Below are 17,550 nucleotides of genomic sequence, written 5' to 3'. Positions count from 1 at the left end.
AAAAAGGGATAGGTACCGACAGAATTTAGACTCGCTAACGGGCTAATCAGGCCACATAAATATGAAAGAGAAATACCGGCTTAAATTTTAACGGCATCTATTGCAAACCTGATTCCAAACAATTCATCAATTTTTACAACAAACTGGTTCCAGGTTTCTCTATCTGGCTTGCCGTGGGTGCACCACAAACATTCATGGGCGCCCCGCAGTTGGTCAGTCACCGTGTTATGTACATCTACGCCTGTTCGAGTATTAAAACGGGCAACGGCAGATCCATCATCAGCATTAATCCAGATTCTACACCCTAGTCCATCTGAACACACTTCAAATAGCCTTCCATCAATTCCAACAACTTCCCCATTAAAGCCATACTCGATAATTTCGCTCACATTAGAACCCCTATTAGTTATTGTTGAATGGATTGACTAGAGTCGTTTGTGGGTGATTCTGTGTAATAGAAGCGATCAATTAGCTTGCCTTTGTACTGCAAATTCCTTACAGATGGATCATAAGCGGTGTATTTTTTTGAGCGCTTTTGATAATTGCCGACAAATTCAGTATCGCCATTTTGAAATACCATCCAGAGCTGCAATGTGCAGGGTTTAATCGCATTAGCTTTGCCGCGTAATACATCATGATCTTTCAAGATGGCAGCAGTATCCATTTCAGCCTTATCACTTAAATATTCAAAAATACGTTTGAATCGCGAATTGTGATTTTCTTTTAGTCCGACAATCAGATGACTAAACTCATGGATCAGTGTGCTTTTCAAAGCGCTATAGCAATCAGTTCCAACGTAGATATTTGATATCTGTATTTTCCCGCAATGATGCGCTTTCCCAAAAACGATTTTATTACGATTCATTTCTAGTTCTGCAATCTCAAATGAAGTATGCGTAACGCTCCAAGAACGTGGAAATAATCGTACACAGAAAGTTTTTATTTCTTCAGACATGGAAACGATAGTGTCTTCAGTAATCATTAATGCACCCACAGAAGTAATTTCAGTTAATTAATTGCATTTACAAATGATGCAAAGCTTTTCAATTTAAAGGTGGATTATGAGGGAAAAAATAAATATTGTATATACCCTTTAAGGGTATATAATGAATCCAACACTTATTCGTTGGGAGATAAAAGTGGGTCTCAAACTTTTTAAACTTTACAGTTCATTTAATAACGGTTTTTCTACGCCAGTTCAGATTTGCTACGTTTTCTTTAACGAGCAAGCGCGCGAGAAGCTTTACCAAGAGCAGGTTATGAAGGGAACCTATATAAACATCAAAATGGAAGAGCAGGTATTAAGCAGTCCATTCGAGAAAGACAATTTCACATTGACCTACGTCAGATACAACACTGAGGGTGCGGTAGAGCTTGGCCGGATGAAAGACACGTATGTTGGTCACGGCGGAGAGTACCCCTACTACACGACACCTGAATTGTATGAGGAAGCCAAAGTGCGCTTTGAGGAACTTAAAGCGCGCCGTATTGCAGAAGGTGACAGATTTTACTCAACCCACATATGGGTTTGATTTCGGGCTGGCAAATGCGCCAGCCATTTCATTAACAATTCTCAGATATTTAAAACCGATTTGATAAATCATTTCCAGAGGAATTAATAATGTCGGCAGTGAAAAAAGTTGCTGTAGCTTGTTGTGATGCAAATGGATCTTCAACAATTGTGACAGTCACGCTTGATGTGTCAGCAGAGCAGGTGGCGAATGGCGAGCACATTGAATTAGCAATTGAGTCTGTAGAAGGCCAAGGGTATGAGGCACCATTTTTGGTGTTTGAAGGCAACGAAATTAAAAACATTGCCAAAGTTGTTCAAGAGTTAGATTGCCCGATCCCATTCACACTAAAAGATGCCGACACCCTGACAGGCTCCCCACAGCAAGGGAATATCCTTTTTGCAGAAGATAACGTGTGTGTGCAGCTGCTTGGCTTTAGTGATGCCGTATCAGAAGATGATGTTGGGATAGTTGCCCACTTTGATTACAACGATGGAAATTTATTGCTGCGGGCGTTTGCAGACATAAACGAAGAGGACCCGACAACGACTATAGATTTTTCTGGTGCGCGCAATGAGATGCGCTTGGAGAGGGTATAGCGAAATGCTCTCACACAAGAGTCTTGCAGCATGGGCACATCGATTGGTTGATGAAGGTAATACCCTCGGACACAGATTGGGCGACTATGCCATAGCGTGGGAAAGTGAGCGCGCAGAGTTAATTGAAGTTGCAAACGCAATGCGTGATTGGATTGATGCGGTGCCAGCCGATACCGCCCTCCCAACAATGCCAGGTTTTGACAGGGATTGGGCAGACAATGTGATTGACGGTTATCAAGTAGATAAACAGGAATTAACCCATTTTGATTACCCAGCTCTTAAAGCGCGCATTGGAGACGAGGATGCAGATCAAACTTTAAGGCGATGGATAGCCAAACCAGTACCCACTCACCCCCAACATAAAAGAGATCCAGCTTAATAAGCTGGATTTTTTTTTGCCTGCTTAAAACCTGTAAGCGTTAAATTAAATTGCAATCTTTTTGGGGGTGAAAGCTTGCGCGAGAAGAAAATAGAAATAAACCCAATTAATTTGAATAAATATTTGTAAGTCATTGATTTCTAAGGGGTTTTTTATTGTGTTGGTTGTCGTGGATTAGTATAATTAATTCCGTAAAAAGCAATTAATTTTAAAAAATGATGAGGCATTTATGAGAGATACTTTGGTTTTACTTCACGACAAGGCGCGCAACAAAATTCACTTTGCTTCCACCTCTTTGCGGGGCAATGATCACTGGATCGACTTCAGGGGGGATAACGATGATCTTTTCATTCTTGTTGAAGATTTGATGGTCGAGAACGGCATTGCTAATAACGTGACTTCAATTCAGTACCTGCGCACGTGTGGGAAGAACATCGAATACACAGTGACGTATAACAAGATGGTGCCCCGCCCAACTTTCACCTTGCTGCCGGAAGCACATGCAGCAGACTAATTCAGCCATTAGCACGAGCATTCAGCGATGGATGCTCAAATAAGCCACGCACCACCGCCAGTAGGATGCCATCGCATGACCGCAATGAAATCAGTTATTCAAACACAACTCTCTGCTTATGCTTTACCCGTCTATCACGGCACTGACCTTTATTTTGAGAGCTTTGAATCCAGCGCGGTCGGCACATATGGGGCAGGCATCTACTTTGCAGACACAGAAGAATCCGCGGGCAGTTACGGAGGCTCAATCATTACTGCATTTGTTCGCCTGAATAATCCGTGGGTAATTGATGTTGATTTTGAATCGGAAGGTGCCTACCTAGAGGATTTTGATCACCCTGCCATAGAGGCAATCCTGTCCCTAAGCCAAGGAAGGCATTTATTAGATAGTGCAAAAGCAAGAGGCCACACGCTGTTTGATCGGGCACTGCAAGGAGAGCTGATATCACTAGGACATGATGGTGTGGTTGCAACCTATCCTGATGGCAGCAAAGAGCTGGTGGCATTTAGTTGCGATCAAATAGAAATCATTTGTTGGAAATAAGCTTAAAACGTTTTGATTCCTTCCCAGTTAAAACATTTTAAATTTCGAGGGCCAGATATGCCAAATGTTGATATTGATTACTACACCATAGACCTGAATGAGAAAAGTATGGATTTGCTCGGGTCTATTCATTCCACGCTTTCCAAGCAACCACTTGGGACAGCTTTGGTAATTGGCGATCAAGCCATCTACCTGTTACCCCATCCTGATCACAAAAGCGGATTTAGTGATGTGACTGTAGTCCCCAAAGAGTATCTATCACGCAATCGCGCGCCATCTTTAGCCGAGCTGGAATTTTTCATCACTGATGAGTTAACAGATGATGAGTGCCAGAAACTTGATTTACGTGTGAATAACCATGAATTAATAACTATCAAGAATTGGTCGGAGTGGCTGATTAATTTTTATTATGAGGCGTCCATCATTGATGCAGACGATGAAAATGATGATCGATATGCATCTATGGTCACTGGCGCCAAGAATGGCAAGCTCACGATAAATGACTTTGAATGCATTTACGGTCGCCGTGTACCGCTTGTGCAAGGGTATTGAGCGCTCATGAATAACTGCACCTTACATAGAGAGCCTGCGATACCTGGGATAGCTACAGAAAGCGCTCAGGCTACCTTCCCACACACTGTATATCACGGCACAAATGAAGTCTTTGATGAATTTATAGCGAGCGAAGACGGTCTATACGGAGCAGGTATCTATTTTGCAGATACCAGAGATTTTGCGTGTCAATACGGCTCGATTATTATTAGTGCGCAACTCAACTTACTGAATCCGTGGGTTATAAATGCGGTTCATGATTCCGCAGTCGCCAAAAGGGAATTATTTGACCATCCAGCAATTGAAGCAATATTGGCCTTGCCAAATGGTAGGGCGTTAGTGGATGAGGCGATTGATATAGGCTGGGAACTATTTGATACAGCATTACAGGACGAAATTAAGTCGTTGGGGCACGATGGAATCATTGCCAATTATGTAGATGGCAGCAAGCAGATAATCGCCTTCCACTCACATCAAGTCTCAATCAATGGGAAAGAAATAATAAGCCCAAATTAACTGTGATCAGCCAAGTAAAAATCTAACACCCCCACAGGAAACCAATGGGGGTGTTTTTGTATTTAAGCATTAGAAATGCTTGGTGCATTCGCTTGCAATGGGGGTGCTAGAATTCTATAATAGGTCACAGTGTCCTATAATAGAGAGAGTTTAATTATGGCCGTAACTAACCTTCACAATGCAAAACTTGCAGATGGCTCGCCTGTAAAAGTAGCCGATTTAAAAATCGGTCTGGTAATTTCTTCCCCTAGTGGAATGGGGGGTGCTTTCAATTATAAGTGTGTGAGACTCACTGAAGATAGCGCCTTATTTAAGAATCTTCATAAGGGTTGGGAAGAGGATGAGCTACTTTGCGAGCTAAAGGCAGATGATCTAACCGATGAAGAATACAAGCAGCTGGATGACGCCATCAAAGCTTTTGAAGGGTTTAATTCATTCCCATCAGATGAGCAGCGCAAGCTTGTTCATCGCGCTCATAAGCTTGGGTATGTAAATCAGCTTAGCTTCACGCAAGTTTACCGTGTCCGCAATCGTGCATAGCACAATCAGTATGCGCCGCACTTTTTATGATGAGCGGCGCAGCAGCACTTAATCTTTTTACATAGGTATTTAAACATGGCTAAAGCGAACGAATTTTCAGAGGCGCGGAAACTGGTTGCATGGGGATTGGAGCGCTCAGACGCTATGGTTGAAAACTGTGAGTATGAAGGTAAAAGGTATGAAGTCACGACAAAACTTTTTAGTGGGAGTTTTGGCAAAAGGGCGGCAAAGGTAATTAACGAGATTGGCGCAAACCGTAAATATTTAGTAAACACAGAAACGCACATTTTATGGATAGAGCACGCGGCGCGTTACAAAAGTGAATACGGCAATATCCGTTTAGGTGAGGTTGTCTTTAAAGAAATCCACTAAACCCAATCACCCCCATTGTCGGGGGACTGGTATAGCGAAATGGGAATCCAAAATCTGGATTCCCATTTTTTTTGGCTCCCATATAAATTAGCTACCCATTGGCTTCCCGCGCTGCATGGTTAGACCTGGATTACATAGGCGCGATGGATAGCCGAAGATCTGGCAGTCAAATTTTACCCGATACCCAAATATTTTGGATTTCCATTTTTTTTTGGACACCCAATCAATTCAGACACCCAAAAAATTTACTTCTCTCGGCGAACTTAAATATTTTCACCTAGAAGCGTTGGATTCCTTGGGCACTAATGAAACCTTGCGATCTAATTGCGATCGACAAGGAACCATATTTTTGGCGCGCGAAAATGGGAATCTATATTGAATGGATACCCAAACAATATTGCATCCCAATTATTTGACGGAATACAGAAACTTGAAAGATACACCCCCAGTGTATGGGGGTGGCAGGCGGTATAACAATTTTTGGAAAGGAAATGATGGAGCAGTGGAATTTTTGCGCGAAATGGGAATCCAGTTTTTTGGGCAACCATATTTTTTGCGAATCCCGATAAACTGAAACCCAAATAATTTGAATCCATAGCGGTTGCGCAACTAACTACCAGAATTATTGCGCTCTTTTTCTCTGCTGATCGCCGGTGGACTCCAGGTAGAAGGTATCTCACGAACCCGAGCAACTTCATCTGCAGGCACTTGCATGTAAACACGCCCTGAAACACCAAACTGTTTGCGCCCGTAATGTTCCCCAGCTGTACGGTCCGTTGCGTGACCGTGCATAGCTGCAATTACATTGGCAGGCAGGTTAGATGCTTTACCGTTTGCCATCGATTGATGACGACCGGAGTAAAGGGATATCCGTTTGCGTTTGGATGGCCATAGCTTTTGTCCAGCATAACGAAGCTTGTCTGAACATTGACGCTGGAATAGGGGGAATTGGCCTAGATCTCTTGCATGCTCAACCGACCTGTAATGGTCTAAAAGCACTTCTTTTTCTTGGGGGTGGAGTTTGGGGAAGAGAAGGGTGCGGAACTCGCCATGCGCGCGACCGTTGGTAGCCTTTGCATTTTGGACAACAATTTTAATTCCGTCAACCATTTCAGGGCTAACATTTTCACCGCCACCAAAATCTTGCAGTCGTAATTCTTTTGCATCCCGTAAAATTCGGAAATCGCAAAACTCCCATTCGCTCGGGCGCATGCCCGTAATTATCCCGCTTAAAAAAAACTGATACGTTTGAATAGAAATTTTTGAGCTTCCTTCGCGCAACAAATAATTTGCCAGCGACACCAGCTCAGTATCCGACACAGATTTCTTTTTGTTTGCAGATGTATGGGTTGGGGGTGCGCATCTATCCTTTGAAATCGCTTTGATTGATGCCGCAAGATCAGGATTCCCATTATTTTTGAAGAAGAATACTAATGCCGACCTAATGCGCCCCCAGTATGCCGCCGAACTGGAATCCCTTTTACTTGATAACCAATCAATTAGCTGCCCATGATCCTGGTCCCAGTCCTTTCCAGCATTTTTTGCGTAGTTTTCCAGCATAAATACCGCCTGTTTCGTATATGCGGCTTCTGTATTTTCGGTTCTCGTGAATTTATCGACTTCAAACATTTTAAGATGACCACTTTATTTTGGATGCTTAGTTGATATGACTGCCCACGTTTCTCAGAGTGGTTTACATATGATTCTCAGAGTGGATTATTAGTATAATCCCACTATCGATAAACAGAAAGAAAACACTGCAATTCTGCAGACAACGCGAAATAAACGTACTTGTATCGCGTTGGTATCGTGATAGTAATGGCAGACCAAAACCCTTTATCCATGCGGGTTTCATGGCATATAAAATGTATGGATTTTATTTAAAACCTGTAGGCCACATAATTTTATTAAGGGAAATGGATATTTAGCTTCTAATGCATTGGTATTGGCTTAGTTACATACTGTTATCGCGTTGGTAACGTTAAGCCAAAACCCTTTATTCATGCGGGTTATAGCTAAGGCGGGGATTTAAATGATCGCAAAATCTGTGATTAAGACCATACCTACAACGCATGCTTGGATATGGAATGACCACAACGATAGAAACATTCTGATATCGCGTTACCATCGTGTTTGTTGAAAGTGCTCAAAACCCGCGTGATTATTGGGTTTTGAGGCGGTATGAAATATAAGGAGCGACGATCGCTGAGGTTTTCAAGATTTGCATATTAATGTAAGATCCTACAATCTTTAAAATCACAGTGGGATTACACAAATTGAAAACTTCGCAGTTGATTTTATGCATGGCTCTCGTGTGTGGAGTTACGGCATGCAGTACAAGTAAACGTCAAAATGCCGTGATGCTTGAAAATGCAGATGATGAGAGCTTTCAAAATCTTGTTAATTCAACAACAGATATTCAAAGACGCTGGGGAGTTACAGACCGCCTTAGTAGTATCAAATTCAAAGACCGTAAGCAGACGTTGGATGTTCAGCGCTTGGATGCGTCCCTTTCTCGGGTTATGGCATTCCCCGGAGGGTATCAGGGCGAAATTGAAAATCTCGTGCGTAAACTCGCTAGCCTTTCAGGTTACGACTATATAAAACCCGCTGGCAATAAACCGGTTAGAGGTATCCCAATCGTATTCATAGAAGAATACAGAACAATTGGGGAGTACGTGTATGACGCTGGCATTCAGGCTGGTAGCCGGGGCACGGTCGTCATGGATATGAAAAGTAAAACCCTGCAAATCATATACGAAGGGTTTTAAGTATGATCAAAAAATTAGCACTAGCTGTTTTGGTGTCCTCAGTCATACAGGGCTGTTCCTCGAATAGAGCACTAGAACAGGCGCCTGCATCATTTGAGGCTTTACCGACAAGCGGGATGCGTGATCAAAAAATTGTTGATGTTCCAGAGCTCACTGCACTCTTAAATGAAAGTATCACATCTGTAGATGAGGAAATTGAAAAGACCAACGGTGGCGGAGCAAAAGGACTGCGCCTTCAAAGCATCAAAGAAGTGGGCTTTGAAAGCGGAATATATAAAGGGCGCCGCTGGCGCCAAGAGAAGATCAACTCGTGGTTGCGCAGCATGAGTAATATGCTGGAAACCACTTTCAATTTTGAACAAGTAATGATTGATGGTGTTTATCTGCCTCCGCGAGTAGAAGAAATAAAGGGGCATGTCGAAAAACTGGAAGACGGAAGTATTAGAGTTATTAGGCAGGGGTTCCGTATTGCATCCGAAGCTGAGCTGGTTCCAAGCCCACCCTCTTACTTGAATTACCTATATCAAAAGCTGGACGATAATTATCCTGTAAATCGTTTAGGCCTACCTGCAAAGAAAACCGATGAAGTTGAGGTTTGGCAGTCAGCAGTTTTAGATGGCTGGAAGCTGGGAGTCAGACAGGCAAACAAAGAATTTAACGCAAATCTGAATTTGCTGCGCCGAGATTATAGCGGCATGTTGCTATACATCGACCTAGTAAATAAAGGCCTGATTTCCCCGCCAAAAGTTACCAACAAATCCTTTGGTGTAATGATCAGCGGTGATGGCAAAACCCTTAACGTTGGCGATGAAATTCTAACCATAGCGCGCACCCCAACATTCCAGCATCACGAAAAATGGGAAACCCTGGGTGAAGGTGGGATAGAGCAGGGGGGCCAAGAATGAGTAATGAATTGAGCACCTACCCTCTACCTGCAAAAGCAACTTTAAATGATTTCGACTTAATTTTTAGTGAACTTCATGGAAAAGTTAGTGACTTTTTTTTACAGCCAGAGTACCCGGTTATGGTGCGTTACAGGGGGCGCTTAGTAAGTGTTACCAATAACGTGATATCAAAGGCCTCAATGGACGCTTTGATGGATGAAATGGTATCTGCTGTCAGGAAAGCATTAATTCTCAAAGGGCAGCCCCAAGGTTGGTCGCACAGAATACGCTTGGCAACTGCGTCTAAAGAGTCAAACGATTTAACAGAAAGTGCTCAGGTGTTGCGTTTCCGTTGTAATGCAAAGTCAGTACAAACAGGATACAGCAATGAGGAATTCAGTTTGGTGTTGCGTCCGACAGAGGAAGCATCAAGGGACATAGAAAGTCTAGGCCTACCCCAACCACTCATTGAGGGTCTATTCCCCGAGTCAGGCATGGTGCTATTTAGTGGCCCGACAGGTTCAGGTAAAACCACAACACTTGCAGCATGCTTAAAAAGCGTTTTGTACCATCCAGACGGCAAAGTTGTAGTAACCATTGAAGATCCAGTGGAATTCAATCATCACGCCCTACCAAACAAAACAGGCTATTTGACGCATTGCGAAGTAGGCAGGAACGTTGATTCATTTCAGCTCGCAATGAGAGCCGCATTACGCGAAAACCCCGATGTACTCATGACCGGCGAAATGCGCGATGAGGAATCAATGCTTATTGCAATTGAAGCCTCGCAAACAGGTCATGCTCTTTATTCAACAATTCATGCCAATTCAGTAACCAGTGTGTTTGTGCGTGTAGCGCAGAAACTAAACCCGGACAAGATGGAAGCAACACTGGCTACTTTTATTGAATCAAGCAGAACTTTTGTATTTCAGAGGCTATTTCCATCTGAATTGGGGGGCATGGTAGCGATCATCGAATACATCTGTCTGACTGGCAATGATCGAATTGCATTAACTGACGCACTAAAAACCGGTGGTGTTGCCGCTGTAACAAGAAAAATGAATGACCTAATGGACGCCAGTGGTCAGTGGTACATCGACTCCGCGAAAGAAGCATTTAATGCCGGTAAGTTAAGCGAAAGCAACTACAACAATATTGTTCGTACATATCAACTCGATAAAGCGACTGAGCAATAATTCAAACCAGGATTGATTAATGAGCGAATCCAAATGGGCTTCTGGTATTAAGTGGTATTACACCGCTTTACATCCTCAAATTTGTGGCGTGCAGGGGGAGATAATTTATACGTTCTTTCTTTTGATCTACTTCCCAAGCAAGAAACTTTTTTTCGGAATTATTGGCTTAATCTGCTTTTTAATTTTGGCTAGGTTGCTAGGGCATTCCATTGGCGGTTTATTCAGGCGATGGAGGCGGCTATCAATCGGTAGACATCGCGCAATTTATTCACAAGACACAAACAAGAGACGTTTTCTAGCAGGCATCTAATTAAGCACAGGAGCTTATATGTCATATTTTAAAGAAGTAAATATCGGTGAATACAACGCTCAGGTTGGATTTGGCCTGCCGTGCCCATTGATCGCCATTGATGATGGTTTTGACCAAACTAATACAGCGCATTGGGCAATGGAAAATGGTGTGTTGACTATTTTAGAAGACAAAATTAAATCGCGCGGAAAGCGTGGCCGTCATGCAATCAGCATGAGCATGGAAGGTGTTGGGCTTTATTCATCCGGCGATGATGTTTACACCATACGTGACACGATGGATCACGAAGATACGCGTTCAGACGACTTTCCAAAAAAGCCGCTAAATCGATTTTTGGTTCATGCGGCACTATCCAAAATTGGTATTACTGGCGGCCAAGATGTAGCTGTAGTGACAGGCTTGCCCCTAACCACCTACATGCCCGTACTCGGAGAAGTAAATCAACGGCTGATCGATGCTAAACGCGAAAATATAATGACACCTGTAACAGTTGGTGTAGGGAATACTCCAAGCGCGAATATCGTATTTCATGGCGTATTCCCGGAGGCAATCGCAGGCTTAGCGGATTATTTGATTGGTAACGATGGAAAGTTCCGTGAAGGCATGAGTTTTGACGTTGTCCGCATGGTACTTGATATCGGGGGTAGAACTACAGATATGGCCATCATTCTGCCGGGTAATGACATTGCAAAAATTCATACAATAAATTTTGGTGTGAGCAATATGCGTGACACCCTGCGCAGAATGATTGAGTCAAAATTGGATATGGCTCTTGACAGCATTAGTCTGGACGAAGCCTTGATGACAAAACAGGCAACATTGTTTGGAAAACTGGAAGATTTCACAAAAGAATGGAATACAGCGATTTCATCAGTTCTGAAGGAAATATTTAACGCCGCAGGCGACATTCGCAAGCTTTACCCTTCATTGCGCGAAATGGTCTGTTTTGGTGGCGGAGCTGCGCTATGCGAATCAATGATCAGAGAGCAGTACCCTGAAGTAAAAATGGTAGAAAACCCGGATGGTGCAAATGCACGCGGTTATTTGAAATTCGCTAGCTTAGACAACATCGATCCGATACGCGATGCAATATTAAAGCGGACTTCCGGCACCCAAGAACCAGTAACAGTAGGGTAATCACTGATCATGAGCACGTCCAAATACCTATACCTCGGGAGTGTTGATCGTAAGCGCTCCCATGGGCCGATTTTGGATATTTTATTCAAACGACTCGGCAAAACGCAGCGTGATGAAAAAAGAGCATTATTGCTCTCAACACTTGAGGCTGGGGAGTTACTAAAAATCCTTGGCCTCGATAATGTGTTGCTAGGGCTTTGGAGAGTACACCAAGAAAACTACTCCAAAAATCAGATCGATACGGTTCTTGATATCAAACGGCAATTTGCTGAGGTGGCGCTGTCAAACTCGGGGTACAGCCTAATGCCCAGGAGCGTTTTACAAGTTTCACATGTAGAGCCGCAACAAGTTTCACCATCCAAGCCAAATGACACTCCATTTGAGCCGGTTGTTCCAGCTCAGCCTGCCGCGCCTGCCAGTCAGGCGCAAAAGGCCGTCTCACAAAAGCCGGAGCCTGAAAAGGTTATGCCTGCACCACCGGCAATAACTGAAGAACCAGCAAGCTCAAATACAAGCCAGCGTGGCGTTGCAGCGACTAGTAAAACAACCCCAATTTCAGGCCTGATGAGTATGAGATAATGAAAAAACTAATAAGTTTGGCGATTACTTTATTTATAACGTTACCGGTGAAATCTGAAGTCCGGGTTGTTTATGCAGAAAACAACCCAAATGAACTGAATGTTCAAAATGTAAAAGAAATTCAGAATTCATACGAAACTCAGATTTCAGAAATGGAGATTAAGCACAAACAGGAAAAAGCAGATATTCGCACTGTGAGCGCTTTAGAGATTGAAGCGGAGCAGGAAAAGGCCAAAAAAGAGCTTGATGAGCAGAAAAGGGCATTAGACAAAGAGCAAGCAGAAGTTGCACGGCTCAAAAGGTTAGATGAAGAGAGAAAGCGCCGGGACCAACAGGTTGCCCAAGTAAACAAGGACTATAAGCTTTCTGTGGATCTCACTAAAAAAGTGATAACTCATATCGGGTTAGTTCCTGCCTCTCTGCCTGCGCGATCGTCGCAAGCATTTGACGCTAACCTGGCAGCATCATTTAATACATTGATTCCACTGGACTGGAAAGTTTATGTCCACCAAAGCATTGGCGAAAACGTTAAGGTAAGTTGGCAATCAGTAAATGAAAATTGGGTGGCAACGCTCTACAAAATTGGCGTCCAATATGATTATAAGTTTGATATTAATTGGAATGAGCGCTGGGTATTGGTCAATAAGAACGATATGCGATTTGCATCCGCAGAAGCAGAGTCCCCCAAAATAGAAGTAATGGGAACAAATGTGGAAGTAGGAGCCGAAGGATACATGCTGATTGATGGCAATATTATGAAGGTTCGTAGGTCGAATTAAATTACAAAATCAGGAGTCAGAAAAACGCCCATTGGGCGTTTTTTTTTGATAATAGAAACTGCAACCGAGAGGCACGTTACCATCATGATAGTGGTGCGTTATATTTCAGACGTATTAGCGATAGTAACGTGATACTGCCGCGATGGTAACGTACAAGTATAAATAAGCGAAATTAGCGTGACAGTCACATAAATTGAAAATATGATGGTAAATCACTGCAATGATTTACTAAAAGGGTTTGTCAATGAATGCGTATATTACGAGGCACCCGCGAAAGTGCGACGCAAAAAAAAGAATGGGTGATCGGGTATTTAGTAAGGGAGGGTGCGAAGCCGATGAGTTGCCAACAAATATCGGTCTGGTGTCCGGGGTGATATACATCGATGACCTGGGCACGATATCTGAAATTGGAGACCGGGTTATAGATTGGGATAAAGGGTGGAGTGTAGTTAATAAGTTATTGGTAAATGGAAATACTGTGCTCTTCGTGAAAGAGGGGATCGAGTTGAAGGGGGCAGAAGGGGATGCTTATAAGGCTCTGTGCTGTGCGGCGGCCGCGATAAATACATTGCGCTCAGCGCGGCAAACAAAGTCTGTTGGAAGTTATCAGGAGAAAATGGCAGAGGGAATTAACCCCAGCAACTGGAAGTTACCTGACGAAGCGTTTTTGCGGTTGTTGGTCAGTAAAGTAAGTGGATTGGGTGTTGCAAAGGCATGCCATGAAATGGGTATATCTAAGCAGTCGTATTACAACTGGAAAAAGAAAAAATTAATATAAGAGTCAACCACTACAGGGGTTTACTTATTTTGATGGTTGCGATACTATGTGTGCTGGGAAATAGTAAATGGTGAATTTATGTTTAAGGTAGTTAGTTTTCTTGTTGTTGTATTCGGAGTGTTTCTAGGTCTTCATGCAACTAAGTTTGCGGGCAACGTGTTTAGCAATCATGTGGCGCCTGCAGTTAATGCGGTGGCAGAATTTTTTGAACCTGAATATTCATGGGAAAAACCAAATGCCTCCAAAGAGAATGACGCTAAAGAGATGGTTCTAAAACTGGTTCCAGGCGCACTGTATTCATGGGGAAAGACCAGCGTAGAAGGATTACCAATAGAATATGCGGGCACACAAGAACTTCGTACATTTAACACTGTAAATGGCAAAGTTTCGCGGAGAATAAATTTATTTGAGGAAATAAAAGACAAAAATCTGCCGATTATGTATGCAAGGTATATGGAGACTAAAGAGAAAAAATCCTCTCCAAATATGCGAGAAGTAATTATGAAGGTTTATGTTGCAAAGGATAAGTCAGACTACCCATCAATGATGGAATTTGCTGTTAGTGTTGCTTTCACTGTGGGTGATGACGATATATGGATTCCAAAAAATATTTACGCGTACTCATTTGGGCATTCATCAACAAGGGCTAGAGAGCATTTGGCATCATCTACTCCCGATATGCTAAGCACCGTGTACGTTAGTCAATATCTTCTCGACAACAAAGTCTTTTCAAACGAGGGCTCTATAAACTATGAAGAAGATTCAAAGTATATGAGCCACCTGCGTTTCAATTCACGTATATTTTAACCCGCGCGAGCGGGTTTTTTTATGCTCCCATCGACCCAAATTTAGGGCTTTGTTTCCTTCCATTTGTATGCTTCTTTTTACCGTTTTTCCCTTCATCTTTACCTGTTAATTGACCTGGAACAGACTGGGAGTGAGAGCTTACAATTCCAGCTATCGCATTCAGATGACCTTTACTTTCTCCTTCGCCAAAATTTGATCCGCCCCCACCTAAATAATGGGGAAGCTCATCAGGAACTTTATAAATCCAAGCTAAAATCATATGGCTAATAACAACTAGAAATCCACTTAAAACAATAAATCCGCCAAGACCAATGGCAATCCCGGTGTTGTAATTACTATTTGCACTTGGCATAAACACTTCAACGATGTGTGAAATTAAAAACCCTACTGCACCTAATGCAGCCATTGCGCAATGAAGCGCTAGGTGCATTACCGGGGGGCGCAGGAGAACATTTGCCGTTAGTACATAACCCTGCCTTGCAACGCCGTTTACAAGTCCATCTCCCTCTGGGATAACGTGCCCAAGCATCCAAACTGGAAAAATAATAACTAGACTGATGAGTTTTTCGAGCCAACCAATAATCGCAAATGTCCAAATCATTGCAGGTAGGAGTGGTAAGTAGATCGCATAAAGAAAACCGGCAGCTAAAAATATTCCTGCTAACCAAAACATAGACTTCATAAGCTGCTCAATCACTGCTGCACCAGCTACCCCAAGGTTTTTCGATGCACCTAGAGTGACTAGCTGCGCAGTCCATCCACCTCCTTCTTTCATCACGGATGAAATAACATTGAGAGTGCCAACAGTGATTAGCATAGATTCTGCAATCACAAGATATTTATGCCCAGCACCTTGGAGATTAGTTAAAAGATCTGTGGAAGAAAAATCATCGAAAGCCCCAGCTGTTAATGCTTTAGTAATCCATGGGCCAAGTTCAATTTTATACTGTGTAATGGCAGACTTACCGTCAACCATTGACGCATAACTCATTAAGGCATCTGCTGATATTGGATTTGGTTTGTGAGTTTCGCCGTTAACAGAAATAGAGTAATCCTTGAAAGATCTTGTTGCCTTCGCAGACCGATATATTTGAGTGAATGAATCAATTTCAGCGCGAGCAGAATTGCTAATACCAGTCATAAAGTTTGTATAAGGCAAAGCAGTAGGCGAGTGTGATTGAAGAGCAATCTGTGTGGTTTGTGCTTTAGATAGATCCCACCATTTATATCCTGCGAAAACCCAACCTTTTCTTGTGTTGTTTACCATTGCCATAACTTCAGGGCCAATCATTCCCTCGAATTTTGGATCGAATATTTGTGGATTATTCCCTTCAAATAAAGCTTGATAATCAGCCGGGCTTCCTTCTCGCTGCATCCGAGCTACTTCATTTAGCAGTTGATCAAAAAGATCAGCATATCTTTGAGTGTCAGCACGGAATATTTCGGAAACTTGGCCTCGATATATGCCTACTGCTTCTGCATAAACACGGTCAACAGCATAAACATCATGCTTGGCTAAGCCATCGAAAGCGAAGGCAAATGCAGCAAACGAATCGTTTCGGCTGGCTTCTAATGCTAGTCTTGATTCTCGTTGTTCTTTTTGATCGATAGGAATCTCTTGTTCAATAGCGGTTATTAAATTTGAAACATTTGAAATTTGGGATTTCACATATTCAGTTAAATTCAGCATTGCATCTCTATGTGCATTAAAGTAAGTATCAGCGCCGATTGAAAGGCCGGCTTGGCCCATTGCACTAAAATCTATACTAACTTCGCCGCAAACATTCTCACCCATAGCCGGAGCACCCCAAGTAAATCGGGACGAATTTCGGTCAGATGATTCAAAATCCTGTCTAACGGATATAGTGTTTTCAGGCACCATGTTTTGATTTGATTTAAATAGGAGCCAGTCAATACTTTTGTTGATACCAGCTTGGGTTGCTTCAGATAGATTTCCGCTTGCAATCCTTCCCATCTGCTGGTCAATAAAATTGGTATGAAGAGCAGCAAATTCTGTAACAGACTTATTATTAATCTGCGCACATATTTCATTCAAATATACCGTTTCTATAATTTTTCTATATTCAAACGGATCTAGATCAATCGAGTTAGTTGTGCCCCTAGCAAATACCCACCTGGATGAAGCATGATTCATTTCGTTTGTAAAAGAATTAACAAAAAAAGTACCGTTTAAAATTGCATATTGTCCAATTGACCAACCCCCAAGGATTGGTGACATTGCAATGACTGAATATAATGTTCTTATAGCAACCCACTCATTGTATCGCTCAGTTAATATTTTCCCCTCTTTACCCGACTGAATAGTCATTAAAGCGATTAGAAAAACAATAACCATCACCGTGATACCCAAAATCCCCAAAAGATAGATATGCATTATCGATGACATAATGTTGTCGGTAGATTGGCTTCCATCTCCAGCATTTGCAATTGCTATATCAGCAATGTCGATTTGGCCTGCTGCGGCTCTAGCGATATTGCCAAAAATACCAGCAAGCAAGTTCAGGTCTGCAGTATCTGAAACGGGATTTAAATAATCCGGCCCTTGAGAGTCAACAGCGTGTGATTCGGTATTGGTTAAGCCATCAGAAGCATTGTCATTTCCATTGTTTTGTGAAAAGGCACTTAATGGAAACATTAATAAGACAGAGATAAATATGAAGCGAGAAAGGTATGCTTTAAGCAATTGATTTCTTTGATTAATCATGATTACTGTCTGATCTGGTTGGTGTTTGCGTTTTGGGATTATGCTACGATTGTACAAC

The 17,550-nt window shown here is 42.5% G+C and carries 21 protein-coding genes; 17 read left to right on the top strand and 4 right to left on the bottom strand.

Annotation, left to right across the window (positions count from 1 at the left end; all coding sequences use genetic code 11):
• Positions 1-80 precede the first annotated feature (80 nt).
• Together NNX04_RS22090 and NNX04_RS22085 are read right to left on the bottom strand one after the other, a co-directional pair.
• Positions 81-389: a hypothetical protein gene (locus NNX04_RS22090; protein WP_261948592.1), complete on the bottom strand. Its 309-nt coding sequence runs from the start codon at positions 387-389 to the stop codon at positions 81-83.
• Positions 390-406: 17 nt separating this feature from the next.
• Positions 407-982: a hypothetical protein gene (locus NNX04_RS22085; RefSeq protein ID WP_261948591.1), complete on the bottom strand. Its 576-nt coding sequence runs from the start codon at positions 980-982 to the stop codon at positions 407-409.
• A 124-nt stretch (positions 983-1,106) separates the two neighbouring features.
• On the opposite strand from NNX04_RS22085, the gene NNX04_RS22080 reads away from it, so the two are divergent.
• The 9 genes from NNX04_RS22080 (at position 1,107) to NNX04_RS22040 (ending at position 5,526) form a co-directional block, all read left to right on the top strand.
• Positions 1,107-1,532 carry a hypothetical protein gene (locus NNX04_RS22080; RefSeq protein WP_261948590.1) on the top strand — a complete coding sequence of 142 codons (426 nt, stop codon included), beginning with the start codon at positions 1,107-1,109 and terminating at the stop codon, positions 1,530-1,532.
• Between the two features lie 89 nt (positions 1,533-1,621).
• Entirely contained in the window at positions 1,622-2,110 is a 489-nt protein-coding gene (locus tag NNX04_RS22075; protein WP_261948589.1) for a hypothetical protein, read from the top strand.
• A gap of 4 nt (positions 2,111-2,114) precedes the next feature.
• Positions 2,115-2,489, top strand: coding sequence for a hypothetical protein (locus NNX04_RS22070; RefSeq protein ID WP_261948588.1), 375 nt, complete (start codon positions 2,115-2,117; stop codon positions 2,487-2,489).
• A 229-nt stretch (positions 2,490-2,718) separates the two neighbouring features.
• Positions 2,719-3,003, top strand: coding sequence for a hypothetical protein (locus tag NNX04_RS22065; protein WP_261948587.1), 285 nt, complete (start codon positions 2,719-2,721; stop codon positions 3,001-3,003).
• 75 nt (positions 3,004-3,078) lie between these two features.
• A complete protein-coding gene (locus NNX04_RS22060; RefSeq protein ID WP_261948586.1) occupies positions 3,079-3,546 on the top strand; it encodes an ADP-ribosyltransferase-containing protein in 468 nt (155 codons plus the stop codon).
• 57 nt (positions 3,547-3,603) lie between these two features.
• Positions 3,604-4,098, top strand: coding sequence for a hypothetical protein (locus tag NNX04_RS22055; protein WP_261948585.1), 495 nt, complete (start codon positions 3,604-3,606; stop codon positions 4,096-4,098).
• A 6-nt stretch (positions 4,099-4,104) separates the two neighbouring features.
• Complete coding sequence (locus NNX04_RS22050; protein WP_261948584.1) at positions 4,105-4,614, top strand: ADP-ribosyltransferase-containing protein; 510 nt, start codon at positions 4,105-4,107, stop codon at positions 4,612-4,614.
• Positions 4,615-4,770: 156 nt separating this feature from the next.
• A complete protein-coding gene (locus NNX04_RS22045; protein WP_261948583.1) occupies positions 4,771-5,154 on the top strand; it encodes a hypothetical protein in 384 nt (127 codons plus the stop codon).
• Positions 5,155-5,229: 75 nt separating this feature from the next.
• The gene (locus NNX04_RS22040) at positions 5,230-5,526 is read left to right on the top strand and encodes a hypothetical protein (protein ID WP_261948582.1); all 297 of its coding nucleotides are present in this window, start codon (positions 5,230-5,232) and stop codon (positions 5,524-5,526) included.
• Between the two features lie 609 nt (positions 5,527-6,135).
• Here NNX04_RS22040 and NNX04_RS22035 read toward each other — a convergent pair.
• Complete coding sequence (locus NNX04_RS22035) at positions 6,136-7,155, bottom strand: hypothetical protein (protein ID WP_261948581.1); 1,020 nt, start codon at positions 7,153-7,155, stop codon at positions 6,136-6,138.
• Positions 7,156-7,802: 647 nt separating this feature from the next.
• Between NNX04_RS22035 and NNX04_RS22030 the strand changes: the two genes are divergently transcribed.
• The 8 genes from NNX04_RS22030 to NNX04_RS21995 all read left to right on the top strand — a co-directional run bounded on the left by NNX04_RS22030 (position 7,803) and on the right by NNX04_RS21995 (position 14,767).
• Entirely contained in the window at positions 7,803-8,297 is a 495-nt protein-coding gene (locus NNX04_RS22030) for a DotD/TraH family lipoprotein (RefSeq protein WP_261948580.1), read from the top strand.
• A 2-nt stretch (positions 8,298-8,299) separates the two neighbouring features.
• Positions 8,300-9,202 (top strand): type IV secretion system DotC family protein, encoded by a 903-nt coding sequence (locus tag NNX04_RS22025; protein WP_261948579.1) that lies wholly within the window; start codon positions 8,300-8,302, stop codon positions 9,200-9,202.
• Positions 9,199-10,377, top strand: coding sequence for a type IV pilus twitching motility protein PilT (locus NNX04_RS22020; RefSeq protein WP_261948578.1), 1,179 nt, complete (start codon positions 9,199-9,201; stop codon positions 10,375-10,377). Before NNX04_RS22025 ends, NNX04_RS22020 begins: the two co-directional genes overlap by 4 nt.
• A gap of 328 nt (positions 10,378-10,705) precedes the next feature.
• Positions 10,706-11,824: a ParM/StbA family protein gene (gene parM, locus NNX04_RS22015; protein WP_261948577.1), complete on the top strand. Its 1,119-nt coding sequence runs from the start codon at positions 10,706-10,708 to the stop codon at positions 11,822-11,824.
• A 9-nt stretch (positions 11,825-11,833) separates the two neighbouring features.
• Positions 11,834-12,403: a hypothetical protein gene (locus NNX04_RS22010; protein ID WP_261948576.1), complete on the top strand. Its 570-nt coding sequence runs from the start codon at positions 11,834-11,836 to the stop codon at positions 12,401-12,403.
• Entirely contained in the window at positions 12,403-13,182 is a 780-nt protein-coding gene (locus NNX04_RS22005) for a hypothetical protein (RefSeq protein WP_261948575.1), read from the top strand. The genes NNX04_RS22010 and NNX04_RS22005 overlap by 1 nt, the downstream gene beginning before the upstream one ends.
• Positions 13,183-13,426: 244 nt before the next feature.
• Positions 13,427-13,960, top strand: a complete 534-nt coding sequence (locus NNX04_RS22000; RefSeq protein ID WP_261948574.1) for a hypothetical protein — start codon at positions 13,427-13,429, stop codon at positions 13,958-13,960.
• Positions 13,961-14,038: 78 nt separating this feature from the next.
• Positions 14,039-14,767, top strand: coding sequence for a hypothetical protein (locus NNX04_RS21995; protein ID WP_261948573.1), 729 nt, complete (start codon positions 14,039-14,041; stop codon positions 14,765-14,767).
• A 19-nt stretch (positions 14,768-14,786) separates the two neighbouring features.
• Here NNX04_RS21995 and NNX04_RS21990 read toward each other — a convergent pair whose 3' ends face one another.
• Positions 14,787-17,492, bottom strand: coding sequence for a DotA/TraY family protein (locus NNX04_RS21990; RefSeq protein ID WP_261948572.1), 2,706 nt, complete (start codon positions 17,490-17,492; stop codon positions 14,787-14,789).
• Positions 17,493-17,550 lie beyond the last annotated feature (58 nt).

The sequence above is a fragment of the Cellvibrio sp. QJXJ genome (genome assembly GCF_024452345.1).
Lineage (GTDB): Bacteria > Pseudomonadota > Gammaproteobacteria > Pseudomonadales > Cellvibrionaceae > Cellvibrio.
The sequence above is the reverse complement of the archived record's forward strand: the minus strand, read 5'-3'. Positions and strand labels throughout refer to the sequence as shown.